The following is a 23,923-nucleotide window of genomic DNA, read 5'->3' as shown; positions in this document are numbered from 1 at the left end:
GGGGCACGCACCGATCGGCGCCCCGCTCTCTGCCGGGGATGCTGCCGTGGAGGCTCTGGCCGCGGAGCCGACGACGTCTCAGTCCTCAGGCTGCGAACGCGGCCGATACGCGGGCTTGGTCCGCCGCGGTGAGAGCGAAGGCGTTGGACGGATTCCGGTAGGAGTACGTGCCGTGGTTGACGGCGAATCCGTTGTCGGCGGACCAGAAGACGGGGCCGGTCGGGCCTTGGTCTTCGGCGAGTGCGACCGCGAGGTCGTGCGGCTCCTCGGCGGACGTGAGGGCGTCTGCCAGGTGCGGTACCGCGTCGTCGGGGAGGCCGTCGTCTCCCATCGCGGGCAGCAGGAGCAGGAGACGGGCGCGGGGATCCGTGGTGCTGCCCCCGGGCAGGCCGTTGCCGGAAGCGGCGGACAGTTCGGGCCAGGACAGCGCGGGTCCCATGAAATGCCCGTCGTTCCGGGCGAGGAGCAGGGCCCGTTCCCAGGCAGGGTGGTACAGGAGGTAGTCGACACCGGGGTCGTCGCGGAGGTTGCGGTAGACGACGTGGAGGCGGTGCCCCGCGGCGAGCGGAACGGTGAAGACCGGCCAGTCCTCCCGTTCCGTCAACCGCCGGTGGAACTCCTCGGCCGCGTCGTCATCGGCGCCGAAAAGCAGCTCCTCCGTCTCCTCGCTCCCAGCGACGGGGTACAGGTGGCCGAGCCAGAAGAGGGGCGAGGTGAGCAGCTCCGGCTCGTGGGTGAGCGGGCCGCTCGCGTATCCGGGTATCTCGATCATGGTGATCATCATGCCGTGGGATCGGCGTGGTCTTGAGCCGGTGCTTTGCCGATTCGGGAGGGAGCCGGTGATCGGCTGTCGCGGGTCGTGGGCGTCGCCGTATCGGGGGAGGGGGGCGGGGGAACTGGCGGTGCCGTTTCAGGGTCGGCATTACCTGTGACGTAATTGCCCACCATCCGATCTGTTCATAGCCTGCGGGCAGGACGCATCGGAGAGTTGGAGTGCCTTTCTCGTGTTTCGTCCGGCGGGTATTGTCCCGACGGCTGGCCGGGTTTTCGGGGTCGGGGGAGGGGCGCGTGGGCACACAACGCCGTTGCGAAGCAAGCCTGTTGGGGTCAGGTGCAGGGTGCCCTTGCCTCTTTGATCCGACGAATTCGTGTGTACTTCGCGGCCGGTGAATTCCTCTGGTCATGTCGTTCGATACCCCGGGATGAGAACCGGGGAAGGGCCGGAGGCGGGGCGTCAGCGTAACGGCCGACCGGCGGCAGGCAGTGCCATTTCCCTCCAGATCCATGAAAGGAAGAATTCGATGGCTTCGACCGATCACGCCCGGCAGCGGCAGACCGGGACGGCGCTCGCGGCGCGCCCCGGCGGATTTCTGCGACGGGCGCTCTTCTTGGACGTCATCCTCACCGGCGCCAACGGAATCGGGTATGTATCCCTGGCCACTGTGCTGGACGACGTCTTCGGCTTCTCGCGATCCGTGCAGTACCCGGTGGGTGTGTTTCTCATCGTTTTCGCGCTGTTCGTGCTGCGCACGGCCACGCGTCGGGAAATCGATCGCTCCGCCGTGACGGTGATCATCGCGCTGAACGGGCTGTGGGCCGTCGCGAGTGTGGTCGTCGCGTGGTCCGGGGTGCTCGGCGCCACGGGGCTCGGCACGGGCTGGACGGTGCTGCAGGGCCTGGTGGTGGGCGGGTTCGCGGTGCTGCAGTACGTCGGGTTGCGCCGTGCGTAGGGGGAGTGGGCTGGGCCTCATAGCGGTTGCCGGGCGGGTGGTGGCCGAGCGGGGCGCGCGGTAGCCGACGGGCTGCGTGACGGGGGAGGCGTCGGTGGTCCCGGCGGTGCCGGGGCCGTCGGCGCATCACCCTTGACGGTGGGTCAGCGGGCTCACATACTGGCGGCCAAATCGATTTGGCCAAATCGATTTGGCTCTCCGTCCAGGGCCGGATCGCGGCTGAAATCCGAGCTGCCGTACGCCCGAACGGAGCCCGCACGTGTCCAGTCCTCACCAGAGCCGGCCAGGCGCCGGCCACCCACCCGCCCCCGGCCGCGGAGCGGCCACCCACCCGGCCGACCGACCCACCGATACCGCCGATCCGCCCACGGCCGACGCCCGCACCGACGTCGACGGCGCTGCTCTGCCCACGGTCGGCACCGGCACCGGCACCAACGAGGCTGTTCCGCCCACGGCCCGTACCGGCACCGGCGTCAACGACGCTGTTCCACCCACGTCCGACACCGGCGGCGCCCACCAGCACGAGCCGCCCCCTCCCCACCCCGTGGACGCCAAGCGCCCCCTCGGCCGGATCCTGCTCTTCGGGATTCAGCACGTCCTCGTCATGGCCGCCACGCCCATCTCGGCGATCTTCCTGATGAGCGCCACCCTCCGGCTCGACGCGGGGCTCACCGTCGATCTGCTCTCCGCGGCCTTCGTGCTCTCCGGGGTGGGATCGCTGATCCAGTCGCTCGGGCCCTGGAAGTTCGGGCCGCGGCTGCCGCTCGTGATGCTGCCGGGCGGGGCGCCGCTCGTCCTGTTCCTCGCCATCGCGGAGCAGCACGGGCTGCCCACGGCCGCCGGAGCGGTCGTCCTGACGGCGGTGTTCTCGTTCGTCGTGCTGCCGGTCTTCTCCCGGCTGCTCGCGTTCTTCCCCACCCTGGTCATCGGCACGATGATCGTCATCGTCGGCGTCAATCTGGTGAAGGTCGGCGCGGTCCTCGTCACCGGGACGCCCGGCTCGCCGGGCTTCGCCGATCCCGTCAACCTCGGTCTGGGCATGGCGACGATCGGGTTCACCGTCGCGTTCTACCTGTTCTTCTCCGGCATCCTGCGCCAGCTCGCCGTGATGCTCGGCCTGCTCGCCGGCACCGCGCTCGCCGCCGTGACCGGCGCGATCGACTTCGGCGGCGCCGCCGGAGGCGCACTGGTGAACGTGCCGCAGCCGATGCCCTTCGGCTCGCCCGAGTTCAACGTCCTGGCCGCGCTGCCGCTGATGCTCTACAGCCTGGCGTCGATGGCCGAAGCCACCGGCCAGACCGTCATCAACGCCGAGGCCGTCGGCAAGGAGATCGACCGGCGGACCGACGTGCCCAAGACCATCCGGGGTGACGCGCTCACCTCGCTCTTCGGCGGGTTCTTCGGGCTGCCGCTCATGGTCACCAGCGGGGAGAACATCGGCATCGTCCGCGTGACGGGGGTCCGCAGCCGGTTCGTCACCGCCGCGTCCGGCGTGCTGCTCATCGTCATCGGGTTCCTGGCTCCCGTCACCCGGGCGATCAGCGTGATCCCGTCCGCGGTCGTCGGCGGCACCGCCATCGTCGTCTTCGCCGTCATCACCGTGCTCGGCATCCAGTTGCTGGGCCGCTCCGACCTCGACCGGCACACCAACACCTTCGTCTGCGCCGTCGCGCTGGGGATCGGGCTGCTGCCGATCCTCGTCCCCGGGGTGTACGACGGGTTCCCGCCGAACGTCCGCATCCTCCTCGAAAGCGGCGTCGCCGTCGGCGCGTTCGTCGCCGCCGTCCTCAACGTCCTCTTCCACCACGTCCGGCCGGGCATCGTCGCCCGGCTGACCACCGCACGCACGGAAAGCGACCGATGAACCAGCTCAACCGCGAACTCCTCGCCACCCCCGGCCCGCTCCTGCTCATACCGGGCGCGGTGCTGCTGCCCGAAGGCCCCGTCGACGGCTGGGCCGTCGTGGTCGGCGACGGCCGCTTCGAGGACGTCGGACCGGCGGACGAACTGGCGCGCAGCCATCCGCGGCTCCGGGCCGTACGGCTGCCCGGCCACCTGCTGATGCCCGGCTTCGTCGACGCCCACCACCACCTCACCCAGAGCTTCGGCGCCGCGCTCGCCTTCGGGGAGCCTTCGGAGATCTTCCGGCGGGTCTGGGTGCCGCTGGAGGGCGCGCTGGACGAGGAAGCGGCCTACGTGGCGGCCAAGTTGGCGGCCCTCGAAGCGCTGCGCGGCGGTTTCACCACCGTCGCCGACGCCGGCACCCGCGCCGGTGTCGACGTGGACGTGGTCGCGTCGGCCGCGCGCGACGCCGGGATCCGCTGCGTCCTCGGGCTGATCTGCAACGACGCGGACGACGCGGACGACAGGGGCGGCAAGGACGACGGGAGGTCCGGCTCGGCCGCCGTGCTCGACCGCGCCGAGAAGCACCTCGCCCGATATGCAGGCGATCCGCTCGTCCACCCCTCCCTCGCCGTCTCCATCCCCGAGGCCGCCACCGAACGGACCCTGCGCGCCACCGCCCGCCTGGCCGCCGAGGCCGGGGCCGTCGTGCAGATCCACGTCAACGAGCACCTCGCCGGCGTCGAACGCTCCCTGCTCCGGCACGGGCTACGGCCCCTGGAGCACCTGCACGGCATCGGTGCGCTCGGCCCCCAGCTCCTCGCCGCGCACGCCACGCTCCTCACGCCGCGTGAGCTGACGCTGCTGGCCGACACGGGGACCGCCGTCAGCTACAACCCCGTCGCCAGCGCGTGGAAGGGCAACGCGGTCGCGCCCGCCACCGCCATGGTGGAGCGCGGCATCCGCTTCGGGCTCGGTACCGACGGCACCCGCGGGGACGGCTTCCGGCTCGCGGAGGCCGCCGAGTTCGCCCAGCGGCTGGCGTACGGGCTGGTCACCGGCGACTCGTCGTGCGGCGCCGGCTGGACGTGGCTGGAGCACGCCACCCGCGGCGGCGCGGACGCCGTCGGCCTCGGCGCCCGCACCGGCACCGTCGCGCCGGGCCTGGCGGCCGACTTCCTCCTCGTCGACATCGACACGCCCGAGCTCGCGCTCTCCTGGGATCTGCCCTGGGAACTCGTACGGCGTGGCAACCGGGACCAGATCACGGCCGTCTTCGTCGCGGGACGCCTGCGCATGTGGCGCGGCCGGCCGACGCACTGGGACGACGCCGCGCTGGTGCGGCGGGCCGCCGAACTGGCCCGCGCCGCCGTCGGCAAGGCGCGGGTCACCCGGGCGCACCCCACCTCCACGGCGGCACGGGAACGGAGCATGGCGCGGTGAGCACGCAGATGCTGGTGGTCCTCGCCGTCACGGTGGCCGTCGCCGCGTTCGTCCAGGGCAGCAGCGGGCTCGGCTTCGCGCTGATCGTCGCGCCGGTGGCCGGCATCCTCGACCCCGGCCTGGTCCCGGTCTTCGTCCTGGCGTCGATGATCCCGCTCAACCTGTACGTCGCCTGGCGCGAACGGGCCTCGCTCGACCTGCGCGGCGCGGGCTGGATCACCGCGGCGCGGCTCGCGGCGACCCCGGCCGGGCTGGCGGTGCTCTGGCTGATCCCGGAACGCAGCCTCGGCCTGTTCGTGGGCATCTCCACCGTGCTCGCGGCCGTGGTGAGCCTGGCCGCGCCCGCGTTCACGCCCGGGCGGGCCGCCTACGTGGGGGCCGGAGCGGTGACCGGGCTGACGGAGACCGCGACCGGCGTCGGCGGGCCGCCACTCGCGCTGGTCTACCAGCACCGGCCGCCCGCCGAACTACGCTCCACGGTCGCCGCGTGCTTCCTCGTCGGGGAAGTCGCCTCGCTGGCGCTGCTGTTCGCGACGGGGAAGGCCCAGGTGACGGAGCTCGGCCAGGCCGTCCTGCTGCTGCCGGCGCTCGCCCTCGGCGCGTGGCTCAGCCGCCTGGTGCACCACCGGCTGGACGCGCGCAGGATGCGGCTGTTCGTGCTGGTGTTCGCGCTGGTGTCGGGGGTTGTTCTGATGCTGGGGGGCTGAGGGGTGGGGGAGGGCGGGCCGAGTTCGGGTCCGGGGCCGGGGCTGGTCGGCGGTTTTGGGTAAGGGGCCGGTCGTCGGCTCCGGACCCGGGCGGCGGCCGGTCTCCCCACGACGTTCACGCTCCGGACGGCGGCCGGTCCCGACGACGCCCGCGTGATCCCCCGTGGCTTCGGCTCACCGCCCCCAGGGAAACCGGGCCGCGCTCACGTCTGTTCGGCCCGTGCCGACGACGCCCGAGCGATCACCCGCGGCTTCGGGGTCACCGCCACCGACGGCGTGGAGGTGTCCCCCCGCAGCCGCCCGAGCAGGAGCTCCACCGCGTCGGACGCCGCCCGGTCCAGGTGCAGATCCACCGCCGTCAGGGGCGGCTCGCAGGTGCGGGCGCGCAAGCCGTCGTAGCGGGTGACGACCATGACGTCGTCCGGTACGGCACGTCCGCTGTCCCGGATCGCCCGGACGGCGCCCACCGCGAAGGCGTCCACCAGGGCGCAGACCGCGTCGACCTCCGGATGCTCGGCGAGCAGGGCGGCACACCGCTCGTACCCCGCCTGCTCCCCGCCCGACTCCGGGGCCCTGGCCACGATCGGCGTCCAGCCGTGCTGACGGGCGAGGCGCTCGTAGGCGGTGAGCGCGTCGACGGACGAGTGCCGGGAACCGGAGCCGATGATCAGCGCCGGCCGCACGGTGCCCCGCTCGTGAAGGTGCGTCAGCAGCAACTCCGCGACCAGCCCGCCGCGCAGGTCGACGTACGGGGCGTCCTCGTCGGGCGCCACCGGCCTGCCGAGCGCCACATAAGGGAGCCCGCGTTCGCGCAGCTGGGCAACCGCGGCGTCGTCCACGTCCGGCTCGACCACGATGGCCCCGTCGATGTCGACGGAGTGCAGCGCCGGACCGGACTGCACGGGCGGCACCAGCACGAGCGCGTAGTCGTGCAGCAGGGCGCTCTCCGCGGCAGCCGCCGCGACCTCCATGTAGAACCCGAGCCGCGACGGCCCGCCCGCCACCGCGAACGGCATCGAGGAGGCGAGCGCGATGGCCCTCGCCTGCCCGCGCCGCAGCCGCTGCGCCCGGAGGTTGGGACGGTAGCCGAGCTCCGCCGCGACCAGCTTGATGCGCTCCCGCGTGCGGGGGTCGACCTTGCCGAGCCCGTTGAGGGCGTGCGACACGGTCGTGCGCGAAACCCCGGCGACACGGGCGACGTCGGCGATCGTCGGCGGCCTCGAACCGGGGGCGGAAGTAGCCATCTGCGCGGACGCTCCTCGCTGGCGGGGACGGTTGACCCCACCATCTTCGCCGACCCCTCGCCGGGGGCCGCGGCCCGTGCCCGTCCTGGACGCCGATGATGCGCCCCTCCGGGGTGAACTCGGACTCCGCCTGCTGTGGCGCGGCGGGAGCGCAGGCCGTCCGGCGGGACCGCCCGCGCGAGCAGGCCGTCGCGCGGGCGCCGCCGACCGGTCGTGCGCAGAGTCCCGCGCGTGATCCCGGCCCCGGTCGCGGCCGACAGCCGGCCCTTACCCCTCGTGCATGATCTGGATCAGGTTGCCGCAGGTGTCGTCCAGGACCGCCGTGGTGACCGAGTCCGACTCCAGCGGCTCCTGGGTGAAGCGGACGCCGAGCCCGCGCAGCCGCTCGAACTCCGCCGGAACGTCCTCCACGGCGAAGGAGGCCGCCGGGATGCCGTCCTTGACCAGCGCGTCCTTGTACGGCTTCACGGCGGGATGGCCGTCGGGCTCCAGCAGCAGTTCCGGGCCGTCGGGGTCTTCGGGGGAGACCACGGTGAGCCAGCGGTCCGTGCCCCCCACCGGGACATCGTGCTTCTTCGAGAAACCGAGCACATCGGTGTAGAAGCGCGCGGCCTTCTCCTGGTCATCGACGAAGACGCTGGTCAGGTGGATCCTCATGGGCCATCTCCGGCATGTCGGGCTTGAGCCGCCGGGTGAGGGCGCGCTCAAGGGGCTCGGTGTGCAGGTCGTGGAACTTGCAGCGGCCCTCGCGCCGCGAACGGGCCAGACCCGCGGATTCCAGTACAGCCAGATGCCGACTGATCGCCTGGCGGGACAGTCCCAAACCGTCACCAGCCGCGCGCAGATCCCGAACAGCGTCTGACCGTTCCGTTCCGCCGGCTCGTCGAGGAGGCGCCGACGGGCGGGGTCGGCCAGGGCCTTGAAGACATCCTCCGCAATGACTTTCACGATAGGCAAGTGAAGACGTGCCTATCAAGCCGGGTTCGCCGCGTTCGAAGCCCCGGTTTCAGCCGCGTGGCTGACAAGCGGGAGGGGGTGCGCACCGACCACTGCCTGGGCCGTTCGGGGCACCGTCACGGGCGTCGGGCACTGCCCTGGTCAGCGGGCCGCCCCGGTCTCGGACTCAGTGGATGCGGAGGAAGTCGGCGAAGCGGTCGGGGGCGGGCAGGGGCTCGGACGCCGGCAGGGGGCGGATGTGGACGCGGGCCTCCTCGTCCTGCCCGTAGGAGTAGCCCTCAAGGTCCTGGCCGATCGCCAGCACGGCGTCGCCGCGCCGCCACGCGACATAACGCCAGGACCCGTCGTCGCCGGATTCCGCCCCTTCCGTTCTGACGTCGCACGCGGGGGAACCGAGCTGCTCGGCGAAAACCCCCGCACAGGCCTCGACGTGCGCGTCGAAGTGCGCCCGGTCGGCGTCGGGGCGGCTGTGCCAGCCGGGCAGCGTCCCCCAGGAATCCTCGGGCCATATCTCCCCGCCCACCAGGTAGAACTGGGCGAAGGGCATCGCGAAGGTGAAGTCCCCGTAGATCGGGTGGCCCTGCGGGGTGACGAAGGAGGCGTCCAGCGGCATGCCGTCGGGCGGCGTCCAGCCCAGTGCGGTCAGCGCCGCGCCGGTCACCTCGGGCTCGTCGCCCCAGGGGAGTGCGATCAGGCCGGTGATCCGCCGGGCCAGATCCGGCGTGACGGGGCACGCGGCCACGTAGGTGCGGAGCTCGTCGTCGGGCGTCATACGGAGACGTTCCTTTCGGCGCCCGGCCTGCGGTCAGGCGCCGGGACGTGGCGGTGCTGCTGAGGTGCACCCATCATGGCGCGGCGCAGGGAAGAACCTGCGGCCGGGCCGGGGATGGGTCCGCCCTCGTCTTCGCGCGGGACGTACGAGTGCGTCGCGGAGCGGAACGCGCAGCCGAGCCGAACGCGCACCCGAGCGCGGAGCCGGACGGGGAGCCGAGCGCGCGGCCGAACCGATCAGGAATCGAGAAGCATCGGTCGGCGAGCCACGGCTAGCGTGACGGACATGGACATCACCATTCACACCACCGCCCTTCCGCACACCGACCCGGACGCGTCCGTGGCCTTCTACCGCGACATCCTCGGCTTCGAGGTCCGCAGCGACGTCGGGCAGGGCGCGATGCGCTGGATCACGGTCGGCCCCGTCGGCCGGCCCGACACGTCCATCCTCCTGGCGCCGCCGGCCGCCGACCCCGGGATCACCGAGGACGAGCGCCGCACCATCACCGAGATGATGGCCAAGGGCACGTACGGCTGGATCCTGCTCGCCACCAAGGACCTCGACGGCACTTTCGAGAAGGTGCGGGCCGGCGGCGCCGAGGTGGTCCAGGAGCCGACCGAGCAGCCGTACGGCGTCCGCGACTGCGCCTTCCGCGATCCCGCGGGCAACCTGGTCCGCGTCCAGGAACTGCGCTGACGCCGCTCGGAGACCGGTGTGTGAGGAGCCGGCCGCCGCGGCGGGCGCGGTGGCCGGGGGTTTCGTGCCGTCATGCGCGACGAGCCGGTAGTGCGTCGCCGTGGGACGAAGTGCGCTTCGCCCCCACCGGCGATCATCCCCGCCGCCCCGGTCCGGCGATGCGCGCGGACGACGACGAACGGAGTTCTCACATGTGCCACCCCGCGTGGGGGCGCGCCCTCACCGAGGCGCAGCGCCTGGACGACCTCGCGCGACTGCGCCGCGTGCGCGACCGGATCGACCGGGAGTACGCGCGGCCGCTGGACGTCGAGGCGCTCGCCCGCGGCGCGAGCATGTCGGCCGGGCAGCTTAGCGCCGGTTCCGTGCCGCCTACGGCGAGCCGCCGTACGCCTACCTGATGACGCGTCGCATCGAGCGCGCGATGGCGCTGCTGCGACGCGGCGACCTCAGCGTCACCGAGGTCTGCCGCGCGGTCGGCTGCTCGTTGCCGGGCACCTTCAGCGCCCGTTTCGCCGAACTGGTCGGCATGCCGCCCCGCACCTACCAGCGGCGGACGGCGGGCGGTGCGGCGGGGACGCCGTCGTGCGTGGCGAAGCGGGTGACCGGACCGGTCAGGGGACGGCCGTCGTCCGATCAGCGGGCGTTCGCTTTCCCGCCCGCACCTCACCACGCTCAAAGCTGACGTTGACGTCAGGTGCGAGCCGCAGCGGGGGCGGGAAGCATTCCCGTGTGTGTTTCCGTGGCCCGGTGGGACACGGTGGTCCGGCGAGGACATGGTGGTCCGGCGAGGACGTAGTGGTCCAGCGACGACACGACGATGACGAGTCCACGACATAAAGCCCGGGCTCGGAACGAAGAACGAAGTGGGCACTGCCGCACCCCTTCCCCGGCTCTCCTATCGCCCTCACGAGAAACGGTGCCACCCTCGTGAACTCCCGTTTGGCGCGATGAATGTCGCGATTTGGCGGTGGCCGCCAAGTTCGCTTTCAGTAGAGTTCTTGACGTGCGAGTCCAGCTGGCCGTCAACGCGAACGGAGAGCGAAATGGTCGCCGGCATCATTGCGCAAAAGTCGGATCAGTGGTTCGACCTGGCGGACATCAACAATAACGGCTACATCGAGGCCTCGGATCTGCAGCAACTGGCCGAACGGGTACTGACGCACTTCGGACACAGCAAGGACAGCCGGGAATGGGAGCGGCTGCACTCCGCTTACGCCAAGTCCTGGGAAATCGTCAACGAGCTGACCGACACGGACAAGGACGGACGGGTGTCGCGCGAGGAATGGCGCACCTACATGGCGCGGAACGCCAAGCCGGCGACGGCCGACGGGCTGCTCCGTCCCATCACCGACGCCGAGTTCGCCGTCGCCGACACCAACCACGACGGGTATCTGTCTCCGGACGAGTACGCGGAACTGCTCCGGGCCTTCGGCCTGTCGACCCGCGACGCCCGCGTCGGCGCCAAGAGCATCGACACCGACAACGACGGCCGCATCAGCCCCGAAGAGTATTTCGTGGCCTGCCGTGACCTCTTCTCCGGCGCGCCGGCCGACGCTCCCAGCAGCCGGGTGTTCGGCGCACTGCGGTAACGGGCGGGAGCGGGGGCGAATCCGCCCGGAAACACGAGGCAATGCGCTGAAAGAAGCTGAAAGAACGCGCCGCGGAGCAGCGCCGAAGTGCGGCGCCACCGCGGTGAAGCGCGAGGAAACACGAGGAAACAAGAAGAAACACGAGGAAGCGCGCGGAGGATTCCGCGAAAGCGTTGTGCGAGGTGGAGGCCGGGTCTGCCCGGCGTCCACCTCGCTCCTTTTCGTTTGCTCTTTCCGTTTCCCGTCTTCCGCGTGCTTTTCTCAGGCATTCTCAGGCAGGCGATACGGACCGACGCGGGCCCTTCGCGAGGCCGCGCGAGCGCGGCGCGGCGTCACCACGACGCGCCGCGAGACACCTCTCACCACACGACCGGCTCACCACACGACCGGCAGCGACTCCACCCGCCGGATGATCAGGTCGCTCCGCCAGGGCAGCTCCTCCTCGGGCACGGCCAGCCGGAGACCCGGCAGGTCCAGCAGGCCGGCCACGGCGACCTTGACCAGCATGCGCACCAGCGGCGGGCCCATGCAGTGGTGGGCGCCGTGGCCGAAGGACAGGTGCGGGTTGGCGGTCCGGTGGAAGTCGAGCGTGTCGGGCTCGGCGAACGCGGCCGGGTCGTGGTTCCCGGCGGGCAGCGCCGGGAGCACCTGCTCACCGGCGCGGACGAGGGTGCCGCCGACCTCGACGTCCTCGGTGGCGTAGCGGGAGAAGGTGACGTGGGAGGGGAACGGCGCGTACCGCAGCAGCTCGTCGACCGCCTGCGGCAGCAGTTCCCGGTCCTCCCGCAGTTCGCGGAAGTGCCGGGGCGAGGTCATCAGCACGTAGCAGGCGTTGGTGAGCTGCGTGGCCACGTTGTCGATGGCGAGCAGGATGTCGTTGACGAGCTCCTCCAACTCGTCCGCGTTCAGGCCGCCGTCCTGGCCGAGGCGGGCGGCCAGCCGGCTGACCAGGTCGTCGCGGGGCCGGTCGCGGCGGTCGGCGATGAGCCGGCCGGTGTAGCGGGTGATCTCCGCGACCCGGTCCTCGACGACCTCGGGCGGCAGGCCGGTCCCCGCGAACCCCTCGAACCAGTCGAGGAAGACGGCCAGGTCCTGCCGCGGGATGCCGATCAGCGGGCAGAGGATGGCCACGGTGAGCGGCTTGGTGTACGCGGCGACGAGGTCGACCGGGGGAGGCTGGGCCGTCCAGCGCGCCACGAGCCGGCGCGCCTCCCGACCGGCCAGCTCCTCCAGCTCCTGGATGTGCGCGGTGTTGAAGCGGAGCCCCTGGGCGAGGGCCCGGCGCAGGCGCCCGTGGTGCGGCGCGTCGGTGTTCAGGATGCTGTCCTGCAGCGGGAGCGGCGTCAGGCGCGCCTCGTCGCCGCCGGGCGGCGGGGTGCGGACGAACCGCCGGTCCCGCAGCACGAACCGGATGTCCTCGTAACGCGTCACCAGCCACGCCTCGTCGCCGTAGGGCGGGCGGACCCGGGTCAGTCCCGGGCGGTTGCGGCAGTGCTCGTATTCGGGGTCGACGACAAGCCCCGAAGGCTGCGAGAAAGGATAGTCGAGCGGTTCGGGTCGCATGTCCACGGAATCTCCAGTGAGAGTGTCGAATCCCTGCCTGCGATGGTTTTCTGCCCTTGTCGCGGAACGTGCCGGGCCGTGCGGCGGGTGCGGGCCCCGTGGAACTCGCGGATCCGGTGGAGGGTGCTTCGGGACGGCGGAACGTACGGGTCCCATGGCCTGGCGCGCTCCGCCGGAAAGGCATTCCCAAAAGACATTAGTGTCGTGGCGGCCGGGCTGCGATCCTTCCTCGGTCACACTTGCCCGGCCGGGAGAAATGGCCGATTCCCCGTCTCCTGAAGCCGGGAAAAGGGAAGGGAATAACGGAAGGGGTGGTTGTGGCGTCGGCACGTCCCTTTCCGGCCCGCCGGGGAGTGGGCCGAGTGGTTCTCGCCGGTTCCGGTCGGCGCCGCGCCGCACGATTTCCGATGGCGAACGCCCTCCGGACGGCGGCGAAAGATCGTGTTCGCGGCGGTGACGTGGCGCGAACCCGTTCTTGACGGTCGGCACCGGCTCCACGAGGCTTGCGCTCGGTGCCGGGGCTGTGCGGAGTGCGCTCGCCGGGTGTTCCTCCTCTCGCCGATTCCGCATGTTCCGCATCGTTGCGCACCGGCGTTGTCCCGTACCGGCTCCGCGGCGGCCGGAATGCGACGATCCACCGCCGGAGCGGCACTTCACGGCCCCGCCGAGCAGGAGATTGGCATCATCCGGAAGACGTCCCCTGGACGCGCCGGACCATGAGGAAAAATCCCGTGCGGGAGGGCCGGGCCGTGAAGGGGAAACAGAAACGGAACGCGTGGAGGAATTCCGGGCCGTGCGGAGGGAAACAGGTCCGGACCGCGAGGGGAAATGGGGTCCGTAAGTCCGTACCTGTAACCGTAAGTCCGTACCCGCAACGGGTAGTCGGTACCTGTGACCGGTTTCCGGGGGGAAAACGGTGGTGGAGGGGGTCCGGTGGTCGCCGAAGTGAGCTGGCGCGGCAATTTCTCGCACAAGGAGATCGAGAGCACCTACGAGATGTTCACGGCCCTTGAGGAAGGCGCCGCGGGTCCCGACCGGCATTACGGGATCTGGTCGGGGCCGGAGGACCCGACACCCGTGGAAGAGGCCACCGGCCGACTCACCGACCTCGTCATCGGCAGGCTCGGCGTCGGCGCGGGCAGCCGCGTCCTGGACGTGGGCTGCGGCAACGGCCGCCCCGCGACCCGGATCGCCCAGCTCACCGGGGCGAACGTGGTCGGCATCGACATCGACCGCCGGGCGCTGCGCACCGCGACCGCGTACGCGGAGCGGCAGGGGGTGGGTGACGCCGTGCGCTTCGAATACGCCGACGCGCTGCACCCGCCCTTCGAGGACGCCGCCTTCGACGCGGCGCTGGCCTTCGAGAGCACCCCCCACTTCGCCGTCGCGGAGCTGTACGGAGCCCTCGCGCGGGTGCTGCGTCCGGGCGGGCGCCTGGTGGTCGAGACCCCGTACGTCCGCGGGCGGGCGACCGCGGACGTGCTGGAGCGGATCGGCCCCTACCTGCGGCTGGTGAACGCGGTCTCACTCGATCCGCCGCACACGCACCTGTCGGTGGCCCGGCGGGCGGGGCTGGAGATCACCGAACTCCTGGACATCACCGAGCAGGTCCACGGGTCCTTCGGCAGGCTGCTGGACCGGCTGCACGCGCTGCGCGACCGGCTGGCGGCGGCGCTGGGGGAGGAGCGGGCCGATCACCTGCTGGCGGCCTTCGCCGGTTGGGCGCGGGCCGAGGAGGTCGGCGGCGTCATCATGACTTTCACCAGGGCGGAGAACTGACATGGCAGATGTGACCGTCATCGGCACCGGCGTGATCGGCTCCGGAGTGGCCCGGGCGTGCGCCGCGGCCGGCCTCGACGTGGCGGTGTGGAACCGCACCGAGCGGCGCGCGCGGGACCTGGCGGACCGGCACCCGCGCGTCCAGGTCCTGGCCACCGCCGCCGAGGCGATCGAAAGCGCCCCGGTCAGCCTGCTGTGCCTGCTCAACTACGAGATCACCCACCAGGTCCTGGACGAGTCCGGCGCCGACCTGCGCGGGCGGCTGGTCGTCCAGCACGCCAGCGGCGTCCCCGAGAGCGTGGGACCGCTCCAGGACCGCGTCACCGGCGCCGGCGGCCGCTACATGGAGGGAGCCATCCTCAACTACCCGGACGCCATCGGCACCGACACCTGCTTCACCGTCTACGGCGGATCGGCCGAGGACTTCGCCGAACTGGGCCCGGTGACCAAGGCCATGTCCGGCAACCAGGTGCACCTGCACCGCGAACCCCGGTACGCGAAGGCGTACCACGTGGTCTCCAGCGCCTTCTACTACGCGTTCGTCAGCGGGTTCGTGGAGTGCGCGGCGATCGCCGAGCGGATCGGCGTCCCGCTCGGCGAGTTCGCCGACTCGGTGCCGCTGTACGACCCCGGCTTCGAGAACACCGTCCGCGTCGGCCTGGACCTCATCGAACGCGGCGACTACGCCTTCGAGCAGGCCCCGCTGACCACGCACATCGACGCGCTGGAGAACCTCGCCCGGGCCGCCGACCGCGCCGGGATCGAGCAGTCCTACCTGAAGGCGATGCGGGACCGGGTGCGCGTCGCGCTGGACCAGGGCCACCGGCGGGAGCACATCGCCATCCTCACCGAACAGTTCCGCGCCCGCCGAGAGGGCGCGCCGAAACCGGCGGAGGGCGCGTGACGGGCGCGGGCCGGGCCGGGGCGGTCGCGGACCCGGCAGTCGAGACCGCCGGCGGCGCGCTCGCCCTCTTCTCGCAGTGGGCGCGGGCGGTGCCCGGCCGGACCGCCGTGGACCACCCCGGGGGCCGGATCGGCTACGGCGAGCTCGCCGACCGGGCCACCGACCTGGCCGGCGCGCTCGTCCGGGCCGGGGTGCGCCGGGGCGACGTCGTCGGCGTGACGATGGAGCGCTCCCCGCTGCTCCCCGTCACGGTGCTGGCCGTCTGGCTGGCCGGCGCCGCCCACGTCCCGCTGCCGGCCTCCCACCCCGTGGCCCGCAATCGGGCGGTGGTCGCCGAGGCGGGGATACGGACGCTGGTCACCGACGGGGAGGTGGACGACGCGCTGCACGCCGCGGCACCGGGGGGCGTGCTGGCGTGCGTACGGCCGGAGGAGGTGGCGGCGTTCGGGGGCGCGGCCGGGGGGACGGTGGGGGTGGAGGTCCGGCGGTCCGCCCATGGCGGCGCCGCCGAGGCGCCGCCGGGCCCGCTCTCAGGAGACGCACTCGGCGTGCTGCTCGCGGATGCGCCGGGCGTGCCGGCCGGTCGCCTGCCGGGCGCGGCGGCTGACGAGGCGCCGGGCGGGCCGGTCGGCGGTCTGCCGTCCGCCGACCCGCGTAGTGGCGACGCCCTCGCGTACATCGTCTACACCTCCGGATCGGCCGGGGCGCCCAAGGGAGCGTTGATCCCGCACCGCGCGGTGGTCAACCTGGCCCGGGGACTCCAACGGGTCTACGGGGACCTCGAAGGGGCGCGGGTGCTGCAGTTCGCGCCGTTCACCTTCGACGTGTGGATCTGGGAGCTGGCGATGAGCCTGCTCAGCGGCGGCACACTCGTCGTCCCCCCGGCGGACGTGCCCCTGCACGGCCCCGAACTGAGCGGGCTGCTGCGCGAGCGGGACATCACCCACCTCTCCGGCGCCGCCTCGCTGCTGGCCACGCTGCCCGAGGACGAACCGCTGCCGGTCACCACCCTCACCTCCGGCGGCGAACCGCTGCCGGAATACCTGGTGCGGCGCTGGGGCACGCGGACGCGGCTGTTCAACGCCTACGGCCCCACGGAGGCCGGCGTGTGCGCCTCGGTGGGGCGGTGCCGCCCGGGGCAAGGCATGCCCACCATCGGCCACCCGCTGCCCGGGGTCACCCTGCACCTCCTGGACGAGCGCGGCGTGCCCGTGCCGGACGGGGAACGCGGCGAGCTCTACATCGGCGGCCCCGGCGTCGGCCTGGGCTATCTCAACCGCCCCACGGCGACCCGCCGGCACTTCCTGCCCGACCCCTTCACCGCCCGCCCCGGACTGCTGTACCGCACCGGTGATCTCGCCCGCCGCCTGCCCGGGGGCGCGTACCTGTTCCTGGGCCGGATCGACGGGCAGCTCAACGTCCGCGGCTACCGCATCGAACCCGGCGAGGTGGAGATCGCCCTGCTGCGGCACCCGCGCGTCACGGCTGCCGTGGTCACCGCGACCGGTGGGCCGGTCCAGGTGGCGGGGGCGGCGGATCCGTCGGCGTCTGTCGGCAGGGACGGTGTGGTGGTCCCGGACGACAAGGACGAGGACAGCAAGGACGAGGACGACAAGGACGAGGGTGACGAGGACGGCGTGGCGGCCTCCGTCGGCGGGGCGCACCCATCGGCCTCGGACGCGGAGACCTTCGTCCCCGTATCCGGGTCGGCGGAACGCCTGACCGCCTACCTCCAGATCGCGCCCGGCGGTCCGCTCACCGTCGCCGACCTGCGCCGCCACCTGGCCGCGCTGCTGCCGGCGCACCTCGTCCCGTCGTCCTTCGTCCTCTTGGACCGGCTGCCGCTGAACGCCCACGGCAAGGCCGACCGCGCGGCGCTGGCGGCCCTCGCCGACCGGCCCCGCGACCCGGCCCCCGGGCCGTCCGGCGACGAGCGCGACCGCGCGGCGCCCGGACCGTCCGCAGGAGATCGCGACGCACCCGGGCCGAACGGGCGCACGCATGAGGCCGGTGACGTGGCAGCGCTGGTGGGCGCGGTGCTGGGCGTGGACGCGGCCGGACCCGACGACGCCCTGGCGGACCTCGGCGCCACCTCCCTGGACCTGGTGCGGCTCCAGGCCGCCATCGCCGAACGGTGGGGGATACGGCTCGCCGCCGTCGAACTCTTCGAGGCCCGGACGGTGGGGCGGCTCGTCGCACTCGTGGAGCACGGCAGGCGGGAACGGCTCCGGGCCGAGCGTGCCGCCGGGAACGGTGACGGCGACGTGGCCGGGCATGGGACCGGTGAGGGTGCCGTGGCCGGTCATGGGGCCTGTGACGGCGACGGTGCCGTGGCCGGTGCCCAAGCCGGGCCTGGGTGGCGGGCGCCCGCGGAACGCCGGATGACGGGGGAGCAGGTGTGAGGACGTCGCAGGCGCCGGCGGAGCGCCGTTCGAAGGGGGAACCCGCGTGAGCACGTCACCGACCGACGGGCCGGCGGACACCGGCCGCGGCCACGGCTCCACGCCCGTAGAGGACCCTCGACCGGGTGCGAAGCCGGAGTCCGCGGACATCGCCGTCGTCGGCATCGCCTGCCGCTTCCCTGGCGCCACCGGGCCGGAGGAGTTCTGGAAGCTCGTCGCCGAGGGCCGTCGCGGCATCCGGGAACTCACCCCCGAACAACTCACCCGGGCCGGAGCCCGCCCCGAACGCCTGGCCGACCCCGCGCTGATGCCCGCGGCCGGGATCCTGTGGGACGCCGACCGTTTCGACGCCGCGTTCTTCGGCTACTCCCCGCGCGAGGCCGCCGCCATGGACCCGCAGCAGCGGATGTTCCTGGAGGCCGCCTGGCACGCCCTGGAGGACACCGGGCACGACCCCGAACGGTTCCCCGGGCGCGTCGGCGTCTACGCGGGCCAGACCGTCGGCACCCACCGCACCCCCGACGGCTCCGTCTTCCTGGGCACCTCGGCGGACGTGCTGATGGCCGCGGACGACAAGGACTTCCTGCCGACCCGCGTCGCCTACCAACTCGGCCTCACCGGACCCGCGTTCGCCGTGCAGTCCGCGTGCTCCACCTCCCTGGTGGCCGTCCACGTCGCCTGCCGCGCGCTGACCGCCGGTGACTGCGACATGGCGCTGGCCGGCGGGGTGTCTTGGTCGCCCTGGCGCCGTCAGGGATACCTGCGCCAGCCGGGCGGCGTGTGGTCGGCCGACGGCCACGTGCGCTGCTTCGACCGGAACGCCTCCGGCTTCGTGTCCGGCGACGGCCTGGGCATCGTCGCGCTGCGCCGGCTCGCCGACGCGCTCGCGGACGGCGACCGGGTGTACGCCGTGGTCAAGGGCAGCGCCGTCAACAACGACGGCGCCGACAAACCCCACTACAGCGCGCCCGGCACCGCCGGACAGCAGGCCGTCATCGAGGCCGCCCTGAGGAACGCCGCCGTCTCCCCGGACACCATCGGCTACGTCGAGGCCCACGGCACCGCCACCGCGCTCGGCGACGCCATCGAGATCACCGCCCTGACCCGGGCCTACCGCGCGGCGGGCGCCACCGGCCGGGGCCGCTGCCGGATCGGCTCGGTCAAGTCCAACGTCGGCCACACCGACGCCGCCGCCGGGATCGCCGGATTCATCAAGGCCGCCCTCATGGTGCGCCACGGGCACATCCCGCCCACGCCCAGCCTCCCGTTCCGCCCCCACCCCGAACTCGACTTCGCCACCAGCCCGTTCGTCCCCGCCGTGACCGGCGAGGAGTGGCCGGACATCGCGGGCCCGCGCCGCGCCGCCGTCAGCGCCTTCGGCGTCGGCGGCACCAACGCCCACGTCGTCCTCCAGGAACCGCCCCCGCTCCCGCCGTCCCCGCCCGCCCCGGACTGGCAGCTCCTGGCCCTGTCCGCCCGCGACGAACGGGCCCTGGACGAACTGGCCGCCTCCGGCGCCCGCGCCCTGCGCGACCTCCCCGACGGGCGGTTCGCCGACTTCGCCCGGACGCTGGCCGTCGGGCGCCGCCGCCTCCCCGTCCGCCGGGCCGCCGTCTTCCGCGACCGCGCGCACGCGCTGGCCGAGTGGAGCACCCGCCCGGCCACCCCGCGCCCGGCCCCCGTGGGCCGCGCGGGCCGGGTGGCGTTCGTCCTGCCCGGCGGCGGCTCGCAGTACCCGGGGATGGGCCGCGAGCTGTACCGCGACGCGCCGGTCTTCCGGGAAACCGTGGACGCCTGCCTGGCGCTGGTACCCGACCGGGACACCGCCCGCCGCCTGCGCGCCATCTGGTGGCCGCGGGAGGACGGGACGGCGGTACCGGCGGGGTCCGGTGCGGTCACGTCCGGCGACCCAAGTCCCGGACGGGTGGTGGACGGTGACGCCGCCGCGTGGCCAGGGGCGGGCGTCCGTATCCCGCGGCCGGACCGGGGCCTCGTGCCGGCGGCGGACGATGACACCCCCGCACCGTCACGGCCGGGCCCCGGCGCCACCGAACGGTACCGGGGCCCCGTACCGGTGGACGACGACACCGGCGCGCCGTCACGGCCCGGCGCCCGAGCCGGGCGACAGGACGACCGGCGCCCCGCGTCCACGGCGGGCGGCGACCGGCACCCCGCACCCACGGTGAACGGCGAACACGACGACCCGCGCCTCGCCATGCCCGCCGTGTTCATCACCGAGATCGCCCTCGCCCGGCTGCTGAACGCCTACGGGGTGACCCCCTCCGTCCTGATGGGGCACAGCCTGGGCGAGTACGCGGCGGCCCACCTGGCGGGCGTCCTGTCGCTGGAGGACGCCCTCACCCTCGTCTGCCGGCGCGGTGAGCTGCTCTCGGGCATCGACAACGGGGCGATGCTGGTGGTCCGCGCCACCGTGTCCGACGTCGAACCCCTGCTTCACGACGGCGTGTGCCTCGCGGTCGTCAACGGCCCCGACGCCTGCGTGCTGTCCGGTCCGGCGGCGCGGATCGCGGCGGTCCGGCGGCACCTGGCCGCGCGCGGCGTCGACTGCTCCCCGCTGCCGCTGGCCACCGCCGCGCACTCCTCGCTCGTGGAGCCCGTACTCGGCGCGTTCCGCGACACCGTACGGAAGACCCGCCTGCACCACCCCGCCGTCCCGCTGATCTCCAACGTGACCGGCACGGCGGACGCCGACTTCACCGACCCCGAGTACTGGGTGACCCACCTGCGCCACACCGTCCGCTTCGACGCCGGACTCGCCTGCCTGCTGGACCACGCGCCCCGCCTCCTCCTGGAGACCGGGCCGGGCACCGCCCTGACCACGCTGGCCCGCGCCCGCGGAGCCGGCCACGCCGTCCCCACCATGCGGCACCCCCTGGAGGACCGGGAGGACCGCGAAGTGCTGCTGACCGCGCTGGCCCGGACCTGGGAGGCCGGCGTCGAGGTGGATCTGCCCGCGCTCTGGCCCCAGCCCGGCCCCCTGCTCCCCGCGGCGCCCTACCCCTTCGCGCCCACGGTCCACCACCCGTCACCGGACCGCCCGGCCGCTTCGCCCACCACGCCCGGTGGGCCGTGGTACGGGGTCACCTGGCAGCGCGCCCTCGAACCGGGTCCCGTCGCGCCCGCCAGGGACGCCGGGGCGTACCGGTGGGTGCTGTTCTCCGACGGGGGGCCGCTGAGCGAGGCCGTCCGCGCGGAACTGATGGCGGATGGCGGGCGCGTCACCACCGTTCTGCCGGGGGCTGGGGTGCTGCCGGAGGCTGGGGGTTTGCTGGGGGCGGGAGGCTTGCCGGGGGCTGGGGATTTGTCGGGAGCGGGAGCCTTGCCGGGGGCTGGGGGTTTGCCGGGAGCGGGAGACTCGCCGGAGGCCGGAGCCCGGCCGGGGACCGGAGCCCGGCCGGAGACCGGGGCCCAGCCCGACACGGACGTCCGTACGATCACCATCGACCCCCGCGACCCGGACCAGTACGCGCGGGCGCTCGCGGCACCCGACGAGGACCCGGCCCGGCCGCTGCGTGTGATCAGCACCTGGGGCGGGCTCACCACCGCGAGCTGCCCGCCGCTGGGCGACCTCACCGGCCTGGCCCGAGCCCTGACCGGGTCGGCCGGCACCACCGAGCTGACCCTGGTCACCCGGGGCGCGCTGGACGTCACCGGCGCCGAACGGCTCGACCCCTGGGCGGCGCTGACCATCGGCGCGGCCGGCGCGCTCCGCGCTGAACTCGACTCCGTGACCGTACGCGTGGTCGATCTCGACCCGGCCACCCCACCGGACGCAACGGGACACCGCGCCCGGGCCCGGGCCCTCGTGGCGGAACTCGCCCGCCCCGCGCGGCCGGAACCGGTCGCGCTGCGCGCGGGACACCGCTGGGTGCGCCGCTTCGAACCGCTGCCCACACCGCCCGCCACCACGGACGGCACGTTGCGCGACGGCGGTCGCTACCTGATCACCGGCGGCACGGGCGGCGTCGGACGGCTGCTGGCCGGCCACCTGCTCCGGCGCCACCGGGCCCGCGTCGTCCTCGTCGGCCGGAACCCGGACGCGGCCCGCGACCTGGCGGCCGGACTCGCGGGCACAGGCGGCGAACTCCTCGTACGCGGCGCCGACGTCGCCGAGGGGCCGCAGATCAAGGAGGTGCTCCGCGAGGCGCTGCACCGCTTCGGCGGACTGGACGGAGTGATCCACGCCGCCGGCGAACCCGGCGGCGGCCTGACCCAACTGCTCACCCCGGACGCCGTCTCCCGGACGCTCCGGGCCAAGACCACCGGCACCCTCACCCTGTTCGACGCGCTGGAGGAGACGGGCGCGCGACCGGACTTCGTCCTCCTCTTCTCCTCCCTGGCGGCGTTCTCCACGGCCCCCGGGCTCGCCTGTTACGGCGCGGCCAACGCCTTCCTGGACACCTTCGCCCGCGCCGCCGCGCGCACCGAGGGCGGCCCGGCGGTCCTCGCCGTCGGCTGGGACCGCTGGAACGGCGTCGGCATGGGCCGCGCGGGCGAACGCCGCCAACGCGCGCTCGCCGGGGACGGCGCGGCACTGGGCGGCCTGGAACCGGCCGCCGCCCTCGACGCCTTCGAACGGTGCCCCGGCGTGCTCGCGCTCGGCCACGTGGTGGTCTCGACCGTGCCGCCCGAGACCGTCGCCGTCCCGGACGGGGGAGCGGAGACGGGCCGGGGCGGCGACGGCGCGCAGCACGACGGCGCGGCGTCCGGCGGTCCGCCGTCGGCCACCGGCCCCGCGCCCTCGGCCGGTGCGGACGACAAGGACGAGGCCGACGGCGGCCCACTGGAACAGGACCTGCGGCGCATCTGGCAGGACGTCCTGGGCACCGGCACCGACGCCCTCGGCCGGCACGACGACTTCTTCGCTCTGGGAGGCCATTCGCTGGCCGCCCTCCAGGTCGTCCAACGCTGCCGGGACCACTTCGGGGTGGACCTGTCCGTCCAGACCGTCTTCCTGGCCCCGACCATCGCGGGCCTGGCGGCCGAACTGGAGGCGGCGGGGGCAGCGCCCGCGCCGGGACCCGGCGCTCCGTTGACGACCGGCTCTCCGTCGGCGACCGGCGCTCCGCCGGGATCGGCGTCGGCCACCACCGCACCGGCCCTCCCCGGCGACCCCGCCGCCACCGGAACGGAGCACACGTCATGACCCATCCGCAGCCCCGCCCCCGTCCGTCCACCCACGGCACCGTTCCGTCCGGCGCGCCGGCCTCCCGCTGGCTGCTGCGCCGGAGCGTGCTGCCCGACCCGCGGCTACGGCTGATCTGCTTTCCGCACGCCGGCGGGGCCGCCACCCTCTTCCACGGCTGGCAGGACCGGGTGCCCCCGGGCGTCGAGGTCGCCGCGGTCTGCTACCCGGGACGGCAGAACCGGCTCGCCGAGCCACCCATCACCGCCATGGACACGCTTGCGGACAGTGTTTACGAGGCGCTCACCGGGTGGCTCGACCGCCCACTGGCGCTCTTCGGCCACAGCATGGGCGCGGCCGTCGCGTACGAAGTGGCCGTCCGCATGGCCGAACGCGCCCGCACCACCCCGGCCGCCCTCCTGGTCTCCGGCCACGCCGCCCCGCACCTGTGCGCGGCCACCGGCCCGCCGACCGCCGCGGACGACGCGGAGGTCACCGCCCTCGCCATGGACGCCGACCCGGTCCTGAGGGATTCCCCCGAACTCCGCGAACTGTTCCTGCCGGCGCTGCGGGCCGACCTCACCCTTCTGCGGGCCTACCGCCCCGCCCGCACACCCCGGATCGACGCCCCGATCGTCGGCTACCGGGGCGCGCACGACGCCCGCGTCACCGCGGAGGACATGCGGTCCTGGAGCGCGACCACCACCCGCGACTTCCGGCTCCGCACCCTCCCCGGCGACCACTTCTATCTGATGCACGAGGAAGCGGAGCTGGTGGCCGACGCCGTCGCCGCCTGCCGCCCACCGGGCGGGACGCCCCCATACGCGTCCACCGCCCCACACCCCCCGGACCCGGCAAGGAGGCAGCGACCGTGACGAACTCCAAGCCCCCCACAGGGCACCCCGGGCCCGCCATGACGGACGGCGACCGCACGCATCCGGACACCGGTGCTGCCTGCACGGACACTGACCGCATGCGGACGGAGACCAGCCTTGCCCATAGGGACACCGACCGCACGCATTGGGACACCGGTCCTGCCCGTAGGGACGGCGACCGCACGCATTGGGACACCGGTCCTGCCCGTAGGGACGGCGACCGCACGCATTGGGACACCGGTCCTGCCCGTAGGGACGGCGACCGCACGCGTAC

17 protein-coding genes and 2 pseudogenes are annotated in these 23,923 nt (G+C 73.6%); 13 read left to right on the top strand and 6 right to left on the bottom strand.

Annotated elements, in window-relative coordinates:
• Positions 1-85: 85 nt before the first annotated feature.
• Positions 86-772 (bottom strand): hypothetical protein, encoded by a 687-nt coding sequence (locus ABZX96_RS23690; RefSeq protein WP_355547764.1) that lies wholly within the window; start codon positions 770-772, stop codon positions 86-88.
• Positions 773-1,301: 529 nt separating this feature from the next.
• Here ABZX96_RS23690 and ABZX96_RS23685 point away from each other — a divergent pair.
• The 4 genes from ABZX96_RS23685 to ABZX96_RS23670 all read left to right on the top strand — a co-directional run bounded on the left by ABZX96_RS23685 (position 1,302) and on the right by ABZX96_RS23670 (position 5,722).
• The gene (locus ABZX96_RS23685) at positions 1,302-1,730 is read left to right on the top strand and encodes a hypothetical protein (protein ID WP_355547761.1); all 429 of its coding nucleotides are present in this window, start codon (positions 1,302-1,304) and stop codon (positions 1,728-1,730) included.
• Positions 1,731-1,989: 259 nt separating this feature from the next.
• Positions 1,990-3,594 carry a uracil-xanthine permease family protein gene (locus tag ABZX96_RS23680; RefSeq protein ID WP_355547758.1) on the top strand — a complete coding sequence of 535 codons (1,605 nt, stop codon included), beginning with the start codon at positions 1,990-1,992 and terminating at the stop codon, positions 3,592-3,594.
• Positions 3,591-5,015, top strand: a complete 1,425-nt coding sequence (locus tag ABZX96_RS23675; protein WP_355547755.1) for an amidohydrolase family protein — start codon at positions 3,591-3,593, stop codon at positions 5,013-5,015. The genes ABZX96_RS23680 and ABZX96_RS23675 overlap by 4 nt, the downstream gene beginning before the upstream one ends.
• The gene (locus ABZX96_RS23670; protein WP_355547752.1) at positions 5,012-5,722 is read left to right on the top strand and encodes a sulfite exporter TauE/SafE family protein; all 711 of its coding nucleotides are present in this window, start codon (positions 5,012-5,014) and stop codon (positions 5,720-5,722) included. Before ABZX96_RS23675 ends, ABZX96_RS23670 begins: the two co-directional genes overlap by 4 nt.
• 203 nt (positions 5,723-5,925) lie before the next feature.
• Here ABZX96_RS23670 and ABZX96_RS23665 read toward each other — a convergent pair whose 3' ends face one another.
• From ABZX96_RS23665 to ABZX96_RS23650, 4 genes and pseudogenes are all read right to left on the bottom strand, one after another.
• On the bottom strand, positions 5,926-6,966 hold the full coding sequence (locus tag ABZX96_RS23665; protein WP_355547749.1) for a substrate-binding domain-containing protein: 1,041 nt from the start codon (positions 6,964-6,966) through the stop codon (positions 5,926-5,928).
• Between the two features lie 267 nt (positions 6,967-7,233).
• A complete protein-coding gene (locus ABZX96_RS23660) occupies positions 7,234-7,623 on the bottom strand; it encodes a VOC family protein (protein WP_355547746.1) in 390 nt (129 codons plus the stop codon).
• Positions 7,589-7,905, bottom strand: a pseudogene (locus tag ABZX96_RS23655) (metalloregulator ArsR/SmtB family transcription factor). The gene ABZX96_RS23660 and the pseudogene ABZX96_RS23655 overlap by 35 nt, the downstream one beginning before the upstream one ends.
• Positions 7,906-8,089: 184 nt before the next feature.
• Positions 8,090-8,695: a hypothetical protein gene (locus ABZX96_RS23650; protein ID WP_355547743.1), complete on the bottom strand. Its 606-nt coding sequence runs from the start codon at positions 8,693-8,695 to the stop codon at positions 8,090-8,092.
• 285 nt (positions 8,696-8,980) lie between these two features.
• Here ABZX96_RS23650 and ABZX96_RS23645 point away from each other — a divergent pair, with 285 nt between their 5' ends.
• The 3 genes and pseudogenes from ABZX96_RS23645 to ABZX96_RS23635 all read left to right on the top strand — a co-directional run bounded on the left by ABZX96_RS23645 (position 8,981) and on the right by ABZX96_RS23635 (position 10,980).
• Positions 8,981-9,391, top strand: coding sequence for a VOC family protein (locus ABZX96_RS23645; protein ID WP_355547740.1), 411 nt, complete (start codon positions 8,981-8,983; stop codon positions 9,389-9,391).
• Positions 9,392-9,582: 191 nt separating this feature from the next.
• Positions 9,583-10,073, top strand: a pseudogene (locus tag ABZX96_RS23640) (AraC family transcriptional regulator).
• A gap of 361 nt (positions 10,074-10,434) precedes the next feature.
• Complete coding sequence (locus ABZX96_RS23635) at positions 10,435-10,980, top strand: EF-hand domain-containing protein (RefSeq protein WP_355547737.1); 546 nt, start codon at positions 10,435-10,437, stop codon at positions 10,978-10,980.
• Positions 10,981-11,355: 375 nt separating this feature from the next.
• Here the strand turns inward: ABZX96_RS23635 and ABZX96_RS23630 are convergent, their stop codons facing one another.
• Positions 11,356-12,543, bottom strand: a complete 1,188-nt coding sequence (locus ABZX96_RS23630; RefSeq protein ID WP_355547734.1) for a cytochrome P450 — start codon at positions 12,541-12,543, stop codon at positions 11,356-11,358.
• A 933-nt stretch (positions 12,544-13,476) separates the two neighbouring features.
• On the opposite strand from ABZX96_RS23630, the gene ABZX96_RS23625 reads away from it, so the two are divergent.
• The 6 genes from ABZX96_RS23625 to ABZX96_RS23600 all read left to right on the top strand — a co-directional run.
• Entirely contained in the window at positions 13,477-14,322 is an 846-nt protein-coding gene (locus tag ABZX96_RS23625; protein WP_355547731.1) for a methyltransferase domain-containing protein, read from the top strand.
• A 1-nt stretch (position 14,323) separates the two neighbouring features.
• The gene (locus tag ABZX96_RS23620) at positions 14,324-15,226 is read left to right on the top strand and encodes an NAD(P)-binding domain-containing protein (protein ID WP_355547728.1); all 903 of its coding nucleotides are present in this window, start codon (positions 14,324-14,326) and stop codon (positions 15,224-15,226) included.
• Positions 15,223-17,628: a non-ribosomal peptide synthetase gene (locus ABZX96_RS23615; RefSeq protein ID WP_355547725.1), complete on the top strand. Its 2,406-nt coding sequence runs from the start codon at positions 15,223-15,225 to the stop codon at positions 17,626-17,628. The genes ABZX96_RS23620 and ABZX96_RS23615 overlap by 4 nt, the downstream gene beginning before the upstream one ends.
• Before the next feature lie 46 nt (positions 17,629-17,674).
• Positions 17,675-22,795 carry a type I polyketide synthase gene (locus tag ABZX96_RS23610; protein ID WP_355547723.1) on the top strand — a complete coding sequence of 1,707 codons (5,121 nt, stop codon included), beginning with the start codon at positions 17,675-17,677 and terminating at the stop codon, positions 22,793-22,795.
• Complete coding sequence (locus tag ABZX96_RS23605; RefSeq protein ID WP_355547720.1) at positions 22,792-23,649, top strand: alpha/beta fold hydrolase; 858 nt, start codon at positions 22,792-22,794, stop codon at positions 23,647-23,649. The genes ABZX96_RS23610 and ABZX96_RS23605 overlap by 4 nt, the downstream gene beginning before the upstream one ends.
• A partial coding sequence (locus tag ABZX96_RS23600; RefSeq protein WP_355547718.1) for a hypothetical protein occupies positions 23,646-23,923 on the top strand: 278 nt, incomplete at its 3' end. The genes ABZX96_RS23605 and ABZX96_RS23600, both read left to right, overlap by 4 nt.

Origin of the sequence: Streptomyces sp. NPDC003077, assembly GCF_040611095.1 — a bacterium.
Taxonomy (GTDB): domain Bacteria; phylum Actinomycetota; class Actinomycetes; order Streptomycetales; family Streptomycetaceae; genus Streptomyces.
The sequence above is the reverse complement of the archived record's forward strand: the minus strand, read 5'-3'. Positions and strand labels throughout refer to the sequence as shown.

What these genes read in the sequence shown, in the direction of transcription:
- ABZX96_RS23690 (WP_355547764.1), bottom strand. Translation starts at nt 772, where the DNA reads ATGATCGAGATACCCGGATACGCGAGCGGCCCGCTCACCCACGAGCCG.
- ABZX96_RS23685 (WP_355547761.1), top strand. Translation starts at nt 1,302, where the DNA reads ATGGCTTCGACCGATCACGCCCGGCAGCGGCAGACCGGGACGGCGCTC.
- ABZX96_RS23675 (WP_355547755.1), top strand. Translation starts at nt 3,591, where the DNA reads ATGAACCAGCTCAACCGCGAACTCCTCGCCACCCCCGGCCCGCTCCTG.
- ABZX96_RS23665 (WP_355547749.1), bottom strand. Translation starts at nt 6,966, where the DNA reads ATGGCTACTTCCGCCCCCGGTTCGAGGCCGCCGACGATCGCCGACGTC.
- ABZX96_RS23660 (WP_355547746.1), bottom strand. Translation starts at nt 7,623, where the DNA reads ATGAGGATCCACCTGACCAGCGTCTTCGTCGATGACCAGGAGAAGGCC.
- ABZX96_RS23650 (WP_355547743.1), bottom strand. Translation starts at nt 8,695, where the DNA reads ATGACGCCCGACGACGAGCTCCGCACCTACGTGGCCGCGTGCCCCGTC.
- ABZX96_RS23645 (WP_355547740.1), top strand. Translation starts at nt 8,981, where the DNA reads ATGGACATCACCATTCACACCACCGCCCTTCCGCACACCGACCCGGAC.
- ABZX96_RS23635 (WP_355547737.1), top strand. Translation starts at nt 10,435, where the DNA reads ATGGTCGCCGGCATCATTGCGCAAAAGTCGGATCAGTGGTTCGACCTG.
- ABZX96_RS23630 (WP_355547734.1), bottom strand. Translation starts at nt 12,543, where the DNA reads ATGCGACCCGAACCGCTCGACTATCCTTTCTCGCAGCCTTCGGGGCTT.
- ABZX96_RS23620 (WP_355547728.1), top strand. Translation starts at nt 14,324, where the DNA reads ATGGCAGATGTGACCGTCATCGGCACCGGCGTGATCGGCTCCGGAGTG.
- ABZX96_RS23605 (WP_355547720.1), top strand. Translation starts at nt 22,792, where the DNA reads ATGACCCATCCGCAGCCCCGCCCCCGTCCGTCCACCCACGGCACCGTT.